This is a genomic window from Methanobrevibacter sp., assembly GCF_030539555.1.
Taxonomy (GTDB): domain Archaea; phylum Methanobacteriota; class Methanobacteria; order Methanobacteriales; family Methanobacteriaceae; genus Methanocatella.
The window spans coordinates 1-12,027 of record NZ_JAUNXX010000045.1 but is presented as its reverse complement, the minus strand read 5'-3'; the positions used below and the strand labels follow the sequence as shown (position 1 = coordinate 12,027).

At 36.5% G+C, this 12,027-nt stretch carries 11 protein-coding genes; 7 read left to right on the top strand and 4 right to left on the bottom strand.

Features of this window, described 5'->3' with window-relative positions; translation table 11 throughout:
* The first annotated feature begins 155 nt into the window (after window positions 1-155).
* Both Q4Q55_RS07870 and Q4Q55_RS07865 read left to right on the top strand, forming a co-directional pair.
* Window positions 156-1,379, top strand: a complete 1,224-nt coding sequence (locus Q4Q55_RS07870) for a hypothetical protein (RefSeq protein WP_303372278.1) — start codon at window positions 156-158, stop codon at window positions 1,377-1,379.
* Between the two features lie 82 nt (window positions 1,380-1,461).
* Complete coding sequence (locus tag Q4Q55_RS07865; RefSeq protein ID WP_303372277.1) at window positions 1,462-1,785, top strand: hypothetical protein; 324 nt, start codon at window positions 1,462-1,464, stop codon at window positions 1,783-1,785.
* Here Q4Q55_RS07865 and Q4Q55_RS07860 read toward each other — a convergent pair.
* The gene (locus Q4Q55_RS07860) at window positions 1,778-1,945 is read right to left on the bottom strand and encodes a hypothetical protein (RefSeq protein WP_303372276.1); all 168 of its coding nucleotides are present in this window, start codon (window positions 1,943-1,945) and stop codon (window positions 1,778-1,780) included. The two genes, Q4Q55_RS07865 and Q4Q55_RS07860, sit on opposite strands and share 8 nt — an antisense overlap.
* Before the next feature lie 185 nt (window positions 1,946-2,130).
* Here Q4Q55_RS07860 and Q4Q55_RS07855 point away from each other — a divergent pair, with 185 nt between their 5' ends.
* Entirely contained in the window at window positions 2,131-2,634 is a 504-nt protein-coding gene (locus Q4Q55_RS07855) for a hypothetical protein (RefSeq protein ID WP_303372275.1), read from the top strand.
* A gap of 766 nt (window positions 2,635-3,400) precedes the next feature.
* Window positions 3,401-5,710, top strand: coding sequence for a hypothetical protein (locus tag Q4Q55_RS07850; RefSeq protein ID WP_303372274.1), 2,310 nt, complete (start codon window positions 3,401-3,403; stop codon window positions 5,708-5,710).
* 120 nt (window positions 5,711-5,830) lie between these two features.
* On the opposite strand, the gene Q4Q55_RS07845 is transcribed toward Q4Q55_RS07850, so the two are convergent.
* The 3 genes from Q4Q55_RS07845 to Q4Q55_RS07835 all read right to left on the bottom strand — a co-directional run bounded on the left by Q4Q55_RS07845 (window position 5,831) and on the right by Q4Q55_RS07835 (window position 7,817).
* Window positions 5,831-6,922 (bottom strand): radical SAM/SPASM domain-containing protein, encoded by a 1,092-nt coding sequence (locus tag Q4Q55_RS07845; protein WP_303372273.1) that lies wholly within the window; start codon window positions 6,920-6,922, stop codon window positions 5,831-5,833.
* A complete protein-coding gene (locus tag Q4Q55_RS07840; RefSeq protein WP_303372272.1) occupies window positions 6,922-7,533 on the bottom strand; it encodes a TetR/AcrR family transcriptional regulator in 612 nt (203 codons plus the stop codon). The genes Q4Q55_RS07845 and Q4Q55_RS07840 overlap by 1 nt, the downstream gene beginning before the upstream one ends.
* A 134-nt stretch (window positions 7,534-7,667) precedes the next feature.
* Window positions 7,668-7,817 carry a hypothetical protein gene (locus Q4Q55_RS07835; RefSeq protein ID WP_303372271.1) on the bottom strand — a complete coding sequence of 50 codons (150 nt, stop codon included), beginning with the start codon at window positions 7,815-7,817 and terminating at the stop codon, window positions 7,668-7,670.
* A gap of 979 nt (window positions 7,818-8,796) precedes the next feature.
* Between Q4Q55_RS07835 and Q4Q55_RS07830 the strand changes: the two genes are divergently transcribed.
* From Q4Q55_RS07830 to Q4Q55_RS07820, 3 genes are all read left to right on the top strand, one after another.
* Window positions 8,797-9,837 carry a hypothetical protein gene (locus Q4Q55_RS07830; RefSeq protein ID WP_303372270.1) on the top strand — a complete coding sequence of 347 codons (1,041 nt, stop codon included), beginning with the start codon at window positions 8,797-8,799 and terminating at the stop codon, window positions 9,835-9,837.
* Window positions 9,838-9,920: 83 nt separating this feature from the next.
* A complete protein-coding gene (locus tag Q4Q55_RS07825) occupies window positions 9,921-11,687 on the top strand; it encodes an Ig-like domain-containing protein (protein ID WP_303372269.1) in 1,767 nt (588 codons plus the stop codon).
* Window positions 11,688-11,780: 93 nt separating this feature from the next.
* Window positions 11,781-12,027: hypothetical protein (locus Q4Q55_RS07820; RefSeq protein ID WP_303372268.1), on the top strand; the 247-nt coding region annotated here is incomplete at its 3' end.

Here is a 12,027-nt window from a genome sequence, read left to right as displayed (position 1 = left end):
ATCACAACAATATAAAGCAAAACAACAACCATCTGAAGTAAAACAATAACAAAATAAAATAACCGTCTGCAAGACAACCGTTACACTATTTTTTTAGAAAGATTTTTCTTTACATGACTTAAATAACATCCAAAATAAAGTATTACTGTGGTAATATGGGTTTATTTGACAGATTTAAAAGCGACAAGCTGGATGAAGTAGAAGTTGACCTGAACAAGAGAAATTTCGTTTATTTGAACCATCTGATTCAGAATGCAGGAAACGATATAACTCTTGATTCTGACATTACTCTGGAAGACGGTGAAGAGGACTATTTCAAAAAGGGAATTGAAATCAAAAAGGATTTAGTCATCGACGGAAAAGGACATGCCATTGACGCATCCGGAAAGGGAATATTTTTCCTTTTAAAGACATCAAAGACTTCCATTCATTTCAGGAATGTCGTTTTCAGAAATGCTTTCATCAAAGGCAAGAAGTATTCGATTCAAGGTGAAAAGAACGTCGCTGTCAAATTCAGTGACTGTATTTTTGAGGATAATGAATTGCCTATCAACATTTTCGGTGAAGGTTACCTTTCTGATTGTACATTTAAAAACAATAAGATCGGTGTTATTCTTCATCGTAAAACTGAGATTCGTGAATGCGGATTTGAAGGTAATGGAATTGGAATCCAGAATATCGAGGGTGATGGAAGTGTTGTGAACTGCAATTTCAAAAACAATGAAATTGGAATTTCCTCAAGCGGCGAACAGCAGATTTGTGACTCCACATTTGAGGATGATAATCACTGCATCAGCCTATCCAATGGCAAATTCAATATCAGAAGCTGCAATTTCAAAAACAACAGAAGCGTATTGCAGGGAAGTGGCAAGATTGAATTGGATGACTGTGAATTCAGCCAAAACAAATCTTGTGGCGAAATCCATGCCATCCCATCAAGATTCAATGACTGCAGATTTTCAGATAATGGAACACTGCATCTTAATGGCATTTCATATTTCACAGGGTGTCTTTTTGAAAACAACAGTTCCAGATATGGTGGAGCAATATATAACAAAAGCAGATGCGAGATTAAGGAATGTACATTCACAGGTAATCATGCAGAAAAACTGGGCGGAGCAATATACAATGACTTCGCGTCTTCCGTTTCTGTCCATGACAGCTGTTTTAAGGACAATCGTGCACAATCCGGCGGCGCGATATACAATATGGCAAAGCCAAAAACTGCCTGGGATTCTGCGACAAATTCCAAGTTTGGTGACGGAATTGTGAAATTTCAAAATCAGGGAAACAGGTATTCCGGAAACATCTGCAAGAACAAGGACGGCAAGGACATTGAAAACACACTGTATGATACCTCCAATCTGATTGCATTTTGAATCGCCGGTGAAGCGGAATAAACATTTTTCTTTATCCGACTTAAATAGCATGCAAAAGAAAGAATTAACAAGAGGTGAAAATATGGAAAGAAACAATCTGATAGCCATAATAGTTATCGTTGCGCTTGTTGCAGTAGTCGGAGGCTATGCTGTAATGAATTCAGTTAACCATCCGACCTACGGCGAGGGCACATATATTGTGGGAGAGGACATTTCCCCCGGCACATACAACAGAACCGATACCGCTTATGTCCTGAACGGACATTTCATATCTGCAGGAGACATAATGGTTATTGACAATTCCCCTAATGCGAAGGTTGTTGTTGAGAAGGGTGAGATTACAAAAATCAATGACAGTACAGAATATGCGTCAAGCAGCACTTACTTTGAAGGAACTGTCACATAGATTTGAAATGCGCTTCAGTGAAGTGCATTATCCTCTTTTTTTTGAATTTGAAATATCCGTCCCATCCGATGAGGTGAACGCCGTCCACCATTTTAATATAACTTGCGTTATTTTTCTGGAAGATATCCACCATAACTATGTTATAGATACAAATTGTCAATTTTTTTAAAAAAATATATACAGTTCAACAATAATTAAATCGAAGATATTCACAAATTGGGATTGAAAAATATTTTTATTATCAAACTGTATAATTTATATACTATGAGGAACAATGTAATATTACGCCAGGACTTTTAACAATCGTTAAGATGAATGGCTAAAAAATTAAAGGAGAGAAAAAATATGAAAGAAAGAACGACATTTCTTATACTGTTACTGCTGGTTTTTGCAACCGGTATCGCAGCCGTAAGCGCTGGCGAAAATTTAGAAACCACCACATCACCAATCGAAATCAATGAAAACGAATGCAACTATAATTCTGATTTTTACAAAGGCACACAAGCGAAAGTGAGCTTCACCAAAGACAAATTGAAAACTGCTGAAATAGAAAAAACAAACGTGCAGTTAAAGACAGGCAAGAATATTGAAACTTCAAAAAAAGCAGATCTTTCCACACAAAACGCATTTAAGGCACGCTATTCAAAAATATCAACATCAGATATTGCATATGCCGCTCCGACATGCGGGAAAATAGAGGCCAATGCTGCAGATGTGGCAGATACTCAAGATTACATTAATCTCCCATCCTCTGAAGATGATGACTGGGATATAAAGTATATGCAATTAGACAAAAATAAAAAGAAACCGTACAATCATATGATACATTTAACACTTAAACACTTCTAGACTGACGAACACAAATTCGGGGAAAAAATTCCCCAACTTTTTTTACAGAATGACTTCAAATTACATCACCGAAGGAGTGTTTTCAGGGTATCAATAATGTATGCTAAATGCACCAATTCCATACGAAAAAGGGCATTATTTTTATTTCGAATTAAAATCCTTCATTTTTTAAAACAATGCCTTAAAATTCGCAATTTTCTTTAAAACAAGTTTATATTCAATTATTTTATCTGCATTTATGCGGGTTTTTTTCAAATCAAGTCTGGCGATTTAACACTTTCCCACAACGGATATCAAAAACTCTGTTTATGACTTTTTTTGATTAAATAAACATTAAACAACAATATTTTAATTTATAAGTTCTGATTTAGTAGAATTTTTTATAAATAGTTCTGATTTATGCCCGTTTAGTTTAATAAAGCGTTATTTAATCGTTTTTAATTTTATTTATTTAAATTTAATTATTCCAATATCTAGAAGATATCAGCAAATCTATTCGAATATTAAAAAATTTCATTTTCAATCAATGGATTTGAAGAGTTTTCGATTATTTAAAGGCGATTTTAAGTTCAATTAATCTTTTGATTTTAATTTTTTTTAGGCAAACATTTAAATACTATCAAATCTTATGATTAAGCAACATTAAAAAAGAATTTTTCCGAATTGGGGAAAAACAGACACTAATCTTAGTCGGTTCTAAGAGAAAATCAATGATTAAAAAAAAATATTATTTTTTTAACTTTTTTAATGTATTGAGGTGAAATTTATGTCAAAAAAATTGATGTTGGTTTTCATCGCAGTGACCGCACTCATCATAAGCATGAGCGCAATATCTGCAAGTGATGCGAATGACACATCAATAGGTATTCAGACATCGGATGATAACATATACGAATTATCGGATAATGATGCAAGTGATACTATCGAAGACAGTTCCAATTCTTATAGTGAAAATACTATCTCATACAATTCTTCTGATGTTTTATCTTCAGATTCTGAAGATCAAAGTAAAGGGGATGCGGAAAATGCATCCGACAGCATTAATACGACTTTTTCTGTAGAAAACACAAAAGTTCTTAAGACAGATTCAATGAGTGCTACCTTAAGCGACGTTTCAGGAAATGCATTAGCAAATCAAACAGTGATTTTCAACATAGGCAGCACAAACTATACAAGAACAACAAACGACAAGGGAGTTGCCAGCCTCAAGATGAACATGAACGCTGGAAACTATACCGTCAACATGTTTTACCTGGGCGATTCAACATATTCCCCGGCAAATGAAACATTCAGCATTAAAGTATATGAAATTTCAACCAAAGTTGTGGCCAAGGACGCTAAAATCCTTAGGGGAAACTACTATTCAGTGACCCTGACCGACGCATCAGGAAATGCTCTGGCAGGTCAGTCCGTGATTTTTAAAGTCAACGGCAAGACTTATACCCGAACAACCGACTCAAAAGGAGTTGCCAAACTTCAGATGACAATGGCTGCAAACACATATAATGTTCAGACAATCTTTAAATCAAAAGACGGATATGCTGCCGTCTCAAAGACTAGCACAGTCAAGGTCTATCAGAGGGCATCCACCTTCAAGATAAGCAAAACTACAATCATAAAGGGAAACTATCTTGTGGTTTATCTTAAAGACTCATACGGAGCTCTTGCTAAAAAGACTGTGACATTAACAATCAACGGAAAGAAATATACAAGAACAACAAATTCCGCCGGAGCAGCCAAATTAAAAATCGGATTGGCTGCGAAGACTTATGTTTTAAGGCTGGCTTTTGCAGGTGACACAGCACACAAATCAACTTCAAAAACAGCTAAAATAGTTGTTAAAACTAATGTTGTAAGCGGCCAGCTTGTGGCTACAGGCACAAAGACCATAAAAGGAAAAATATACACATACTCAGCGTCCAACAAGAACACCGTTCTTGTGAAAAACGGAGGCAAGCTTACTTTCACCAACGGTAAGATCATAAAAACCGGTGACGTGTCAAGCGCATACTCAGAAAACTCCGACTTTTACGGAACCAACGCTGCAGTCCTTGTGACATCAAAAAGTACACTGTACCTTAGCGACACTTCAATCACTACAAATGCAAAAGGCGCAAACGCAGTATTCGTTTCCAACCTGAACTCACAGTCTTCAGGCGCTACTGCATACCTGACCAATGTGGTAATCAACACCTACAAGGACAAGTCCCGTGGTCTTGATGCTACCTACGGAGGAAAGATTATTGCTAAAAACGTGACAATCAATACCCGTGGAGGAAGCTGTGCAGCACTGGCTACAGACCGTGGTGAAGGTACAGTAACTGCAACCAACTGCGTATTGAATACCGGAGTCGGTCAGAAAAGCGGATCCGGAAGTCCTTGTATCTATTCAACAGGTACAATCACTGCAACCAAATGTACAGGTACCAGTTACGTGAGCCAGATTGCATGTATCGAAGGTAAAAACAGCATTACCTTAAACAGCTGTAATCTGGTCGGATACGGTAAAGGTAACCGTTATGTCAGCGGGTCATATGTGGATTCATGCGGCGTTTTCCTATATCAGAGTATGAGTGGGGATGCCGCTTCAGGTGTCAGCAAGTTTACTGCTACCAACTCCAAACTCAGCGTATCATCAGCAAGCTCCTATTATAAAAGCGCTCCGATGTTTTTCGTAACCAACACTCAGGCGAAAATCACTTTGAAAAACACTTCATTGAAATTCGGAAGCGGAATATTGCTTAAGGCTGCAGGCCAAAGCCAATGGGGTACAAGCGGATCCAACGGTGGTAAGGTAATATTCAATGCCATTAACCAGAAACTGACCGGAAAAATAATCGTTGATAAAATCAGTACTTTGACTTTAAGTTTGACAAAAAGTAAGTATTCAGGTTGCATCAACCCGTCAAGCTCCTATGGTACAACCAAGGTTACAGTAAAATCAGGTTCCACCTGGACACTGACCGGAAACAGCCATGTTACAAGCTTGACAAATTACGGAACCATCGTATACGGTTCCCATACATTATACGTTAATGGAGTGGCTTATACCGCTTCCAACCCGTATAAAGGATAGGTGAAAAGCCCAACGGCTTTTTGCCATTTTCTTATTTTTTAAAATGTGCCGAATATTCGGCAAATGAATATTTTCAGTTAAAAAACAAAATTCCATGTGAAAACTGCTGCAATCAGCAATTTAGTTTTCCAATAATTTTTCAACCTCACTCTGGTGTTCAAAAAGAACACATCCCCCTTCGTGCTCACCCATCAATATGCCGCCATCCCTAAGTGATTTGAATAGCTTTGAGTTCAATGCTTCAAGAATAGATGTATCCTTCACATTGATATCAGAGTATGGTGAAGCGGGACATGGCTCTGCACCGCCGTGGGAATTGATATGGAAAAATCCCCTTCCGGCAGCAAGACATCCTCCGGAGCCCTTTTCATCTCCCGGAAATGACATAAACAGCATGTCATCATATTCCTTCCTTAAGCGGTCAATGTTTTCAAGCAGAATTTCTCTTTCTTCATCACTCGGAGCCATATTAACAGTTTCCGGATTAACAGGAACGTATTCTATGAAAAACACCACCTTACAACCCATATCATGCAGCATGTCAATGTATTCATTTGAAACAAGTGAAGATACATTGTTTTTGGTGAAAGTCAATGATGAGCCAAAGATAATATTCTTTTTCCTCATTGCATCCATTGTATTCATTACATTTTTATATATTCCCTCTCCACGTCTGGAATCGGTTACCTGCTCGTTTCCTTCCATTGAGATGATTGGAACGAGATTTCTGTTATCGTCGAATAACTTCAGATATTCATCATCTATCATAGTCCCATTCGTAAATATTGGAAAGAGAATTTCGGGAAAGTCTGTGGCTTTTTGAATAATGTCCTCTCTAAGCAGGGGTTCTCCACCTGCAAGGACAATGAAGCTAATGCCTATTGCTTTTGCCTGTGCGAATATGTCCTTCCAATCATTTCCTGAAAGCTGAGCTACAGGCTCATCATCACTGCATGAACTGTTGGCCCGTGAATAGCATCCGCTGCAGTGAAGGTTGCAGCTGCTTGTAACGCTTGCAATTAGAAAAGCGGGAATGTTTTGATCTTTTTTTGCATATTCCTGTCTGATTTTAGTTGATTTTTTTGCATTTCTTGCAAACTTAAGCAGGAACATTGTCTCTTTAGGATTTTTGATTGATGTGCGGATGGCCTCTTTGGTGATGTATTCCACGCCATTTGCCAAATAGTCCTGTATATTGAATTTGTCTTCCATTATTTCACCTTCACGCTGTCAAACAGGAATTTTGCATGCTGTTCTGCCTGGTCAAAGAAGTCCTCCAACACTTCCTGAGGAATATCATCATATTTTGAACACATCTCGAGCAGCAGATAGATTGGAAAGCTGTAGTACTGCTTAGCCAAAAGTTCAGGGTTTGAATCCTTTTTAATAACTCCTTTTTGTTTTAAAATTGAAAAGAGTCCTTTCCAAAATTCCAAAGGCACGGTCAATATTTCGTTTTCAAAAAACGACCGGATTGTTTCACTGTGATGCATCTGGATTAATATCAGCTTGAAAATCTTAAGGTTTTTCTTTTCAAAAATCATGTTTTTGATGGCTTCAGAACCCTTGTGATAGAATATTTCGGGATTTTCCAAAAGAGGATTGTTTTCGTTTAGCTGAATATCCTCATCGCCAATGTCAAACCTTCCAGTGAAATAATCAAATATGTCCATCAATATTGCTTCCTTTGATGGATAATGACTGTATATTGAACTTTTCTTTATTCCAACTTCCTCTGCAATTTCCCTTAAGGAAACGGAATCATATCCTTTTTTTGAAAACAAATCTAGGGATACTTCAAATATTTTTTCTTTTGTATTCATCATTAACAACCTATCGTTCGTTAGGTAAATTATGGGTTGCATAATATATAAATTTAACGGAAAAATTGACATTTATAAGGACTTGATTGTTTACCTATGCCATCACTGGCTACTGATGCATCGAAATAAACTGTTTACCCGCTTGCCAATGCATCATCTGCAGAAGTACCAACTACACTGATTTCATATGCAGAATCGTTTTGTAAAATCGACCCCACATCACCATTGACACATATATCATCGGTTACATTGAAATCGGCTGCACTAACCGCCGAGATGGCCACTATCAATATGATAGGGCGAAAATTAATTTCTTATTTAACATGATATACATGTATGTTTTTAAAATATAACTTAAATAAAGAAAATGCTTTCATACGGAAAAACTGATATTTATATAACTTTCTATTTTAATAAACAATGGTTAAAAACTTGCTAAATTATTAAAAAAAGTTTTAATTTAATGCCTTATTGCAGAGTTGAACTCTACAATATTCCATACAGACATTAAATAAATTTCATCTCTCAGAAGTTTACTTAAAAAGTAAAATTCTATGTAATAATTTATGGAATGCAATATATAAACTTAATTATTTTTTAAAAATGGCAATTAAATAGTGGGCATCTAAGGGAAAAAGCCTCCACGAAAACATTAACGTTTTCAAATGACTATCTTCGATATTTTGAGAAATATTTAATTGCCTAAATCGGAGGTGAAACATGAGAAATAATCTTCAACCAACAATAACATTAATAGCTTTAATAATTGAAATAATATTAAAACTATATGTCAAAATCATGAATATAATTATTTCCACAATTTTCACCACCCAAGAGATGAAATGAGGGAACACCATAACAGCGTATGGAAAAACTGCTACAATTAGCAAATAAATATCGGTTAAATATATTAAACAACATATTTATCTACCCCCTACATATTTTTGAAGGCTTTTTAACTATAATTATATTGTTCAATATGGAATTTAAAGCTTGTTGAAGCCACTTAGTAAAATTATCGTGAAAAAAACATCCCATATAAACTTTACGGTGATAAGAATTGATAAAAAATGGAATTAATTAAATAATATTAAAATAATGAAATATGTTGAAAATGTTTTCACACATCATTTACACCTTAAACTGATATTTAACTATCAAAACAATTACATTGCGGGAACAATTTTTCATGATGATGACAACACCCCCTAAAAAATTATATAAAACAACCCTACAATAATAATTAATAACAGAGGTGTTAACGTGAACACAGACAGAAAATTAATCATCGCATTCATAGCAATTGTCATTGTCGTTTTGGCCGGAGTTATCGCCTTTGCACCCCATCCTTCAGAGGAAGTTCCGGTTAAGCTAAATCTCACTTTGACAAATCACAATTTCGGATACTTTGAAATGAAGGTGCCTGACGGATCAAACTTCCAAATCAAGAACAATCAAATTGAAATAGGAAAAGGAAAAGTCCAATGGCAAAATAAAGGCAACTTTTCAAACGAAACCGATGCCGTTGCAATATCCAAAGGATACACGGACAGTCTGATTCCTGCAGACATGAAGCTGGTCTCCCAAGAGGATGATTTAAAAATATACTCCTCACAAAATACAATGAACAGATTATATAAGGTTGTAAGAAACATCAACGACGTCGACATCATCGTTTCAGGATACAACCTGACCCTGATTCAGGAAATGGCAAAATCCGCCAAGCTCAAGGACACAAGCAAGCTCGTATTGAAAAAACCTGTAAACAACACTACAAAAACCAACAAGACCCTGAATAAAACAGTGCTATTAAAGACACCGGACAAAACAAAAACCACAAACAAGACCGCCAATGTGGAAACAACCACACAAAAAGCGACAAATAAAAGCCAATACAATGTGGAAACAACCACACAAAATGCGACAAATAAAAGCCAATACAATGTGGAGACAACCACACAAAAGGTTGCAAACAAAGGCGAAGACATCTATATAGGAGGAGGATCATTTACAACAGGAAGCGGACTTGATGACAAAACATATGCCAAAATCTATCTTGGAAAGGAACATGCCGGTGAAAGCGTCAAGGTCAGAATCATATACTCACGTGACGGCGTCAATCTGAACCACGGCAATCTTGTTGACGCAACCATCAAAAGCGACGGATACGTAAGCATTGCAAGTGCAGATGCATACTCAAAATATCCGGATTACGCTACAGTAAGAGTATATGACACATCAGGCAATCTCCTGAACACCCAAGGCATCGGCCTGAATCCTACAAGCGGTACTCAATACTTCTAGAGTACCCACTTATTTTTTTTAAAATCATAATGAAAGCATTTTCTTTAATTGACTTAAATTAATTATCCAACATATAAATTATTATGATTAATAAAAAGCTAATGTTGATAGCTATAATACTTGTAAGTTTTCTTGCAGTTTCAGCCGTTAGTGCGGCAGACAACGTTACAGATGAAGTTTCAGTTGTTGATGAAGCTGTGGATGCGGCAGATTCACTTGCAGTTGATGAAAGCCAAAATGAAGATATACTTGCAATGGACGATAGCCAAAACGATGAAAAACTTGAAATGGATGACGGTACCGACTACTACTGGGGCGATGACCATACCGAATATTTCGACTATGACACCTATGATTACTCCAGAGCAGACATTAAATTTACCAAAACTCCTAAAAAATACGGTGAAAGAACAGTTAAAGTTAAATTGACCGATAATTATGGAAACCCAATAAGCGGCGTCAATTTAGGTATAATGACCAGTTACAACAATAAAGCTACAAAAGTAACAACAAATGCAAACGGAATAGCAACCTATCAAATTCCGGCCAAAGCAACCAGTTTCAAACTGCTGGCCGGCTTCTGGTATAGCGGCACTAGAGTTTCCGAATACATAGAACACGAAGGTACAACTTTATTGACTTACACAACTCAAAAAAGCATCACACTTTCAAATGTTCCGGCAACCATAAAGGTCTCACAGACCAGCTACTACTACAAAAACGCCAACTTGAAAGTTGTCGTGAAAAATTCCGTTACCAAAAAGGCAGTTGCCAACAAAAAGGTCAAACTCAAATTTTCAAACGGAAAAACAGTTGGAGTTACAACAAATTCCAAAGGCGTTGCAAAATACACAATGAAATATGACCCTAAAAAATACATTGTAAGCGCAAGCCTTACCGGAACCGCATATAAGGCAAAAGCTGCTAAAAAAACCGTTAAAATTCTCAAAGCACCAATCACAATAACTCCTGTTAAATTGCTTACCAGCTTCAACTCAGGAAAAGAATTCAAAGTGAAAGTTATTGATACCAAAACCAAAAAACCTGTATCAGGCGCAAAATTAATGTTAAGAATATTTAGCGGAAGAACCTATAAGACCGTCAATCTTGCAACCAAATGCGACGGATTTGCAAGCGTTGATGCATCTGCCCTAGCAATCGGAAACCATAAGGTTCTAATATTCTCAAAAGATCCAAAACACTATGTCGGATCCGCTAAAATCAGTTTGATTAAAATTACAAAGGCCACTTTAAAAATATCCGCTCCTGAAGTAACAAACGCATACAAGGTCGAAGATAAATTCAAAGTCAAAGTCAAAAACAAAGAAACCGGAAAAGCAATGAAAGGCGTTACTGTAATCATTAAAGTATTTACCGGAAAATCATACAAAATCTACACTGACAGAACCGATGAAAAAGGTCTTGTAAAAATCGACACACAATACTTTGCTAAAGGTACCCACAAGGTCGTAATCCTCGCAAGAGGCAGTGCATACACCTTTGCTGCTACCAAAGACAGTAAAATCAAAATTTCAAACAAGATTCCAACATCCCTTGACTACGAGCCTGGTTTGGTATTCCATGCAACCGCATACTGGTACAACCAGTACCAATTCCACACCCACACCTACAGTGTAACAATCACTCCGATCCTTAAAGATAAAAGCGGAAACGTATTACACAAGACAATTACTTTAAAACACTCCGATGGAGCTACAGCCACATGTACTTCAGGTGAATCAGTAACACTCGACGGTGGAAGACCAGGTACAGTAACCCTAATATTTGCCGGTGACAGCAAATACATGAAAAGCAAATACGTTGTTGACTTAGGAAATGAACCGAACTAGATTGAAAAAATCTGGGAGGATTCATTCCTCTTTTTTTATTTTTTTAAATTCATTTTACCAATTAAAGCTTTTTCTTTAACAGATTTAATATTGATGATAGACATATTAACAAACATGTTTAATAAAAGGGTAATGTTAATAGCTATCATTCTTGTAAGTTTACTTGCTATTTCTGCAGTCAGTGCAACAGATAGCGTTGACGATACTGTTTCAATTAATGATGGAACCATTGACTCTATAGACTCAATTACAAGCGATGATAGTCAAAATACAGAGATTATAAAAATGTCTGATGACGATTCGGATGATGATTCAGACGACTACGAAGACGACTGGGAAG

What these genes read in the sequence shown, in the direction of transcription:
- Q4Q55_RS07850 (WP_303372274.1), top strand. Translation starts at nt 3,401, where the DNA reads ATGTCAAAAAAATTGATGTTGGTTTTCATCGCAGTGACCGCACTCATC.
- Q4Q55_RS07845 (WP_303372273.1), bottom strand. Translation starts at nt 6,922, where the DNA reads ATGGAAGACAAATTCAATATACAGGACTATTTGGCAAATGGCGTGGAA.
- Q4Q55_RS07825 (WP_303372269.1), top strand. Translation starts at nt 9,921, where the DNA reads ATGATTAATAAAAAGCTAATGTTGATAGCTATAATACTTGTAAGTTTT.
- Q4Q55_RS07870 (WP_303372278.1), top strand. Translation starts at nt 156, where the DNA reads ATGGGTTTATTTGACAGATTTAAAAGCGACAAGCTGGATGAAGTAGAA.
- Q4Q55_RS07840 (WP_303372272.1), bottom strand. Translation starts at nt 7,533, where the DNA reads ATGAATACAAAAGAAAAAATATTTGAAGTATCCCTAGATTTGTTTTCA.
- Q4Q55_RS07855 (WP_303372275.1), top strand. Translation starts at nt 2,131, where the DNA reads ATGAAAGAAAGAACGACATTTCTTATACTGTTACTGCTGGTTTTTGCA.
- Q4Q55_RS07865 (WP_303372277.1), top strand. Translation starts at nt 1,462, where the DNA reads ATGGAAAGAAACAATCTGATAGCCATAATAGTTATCGTTGCGCTTGTT.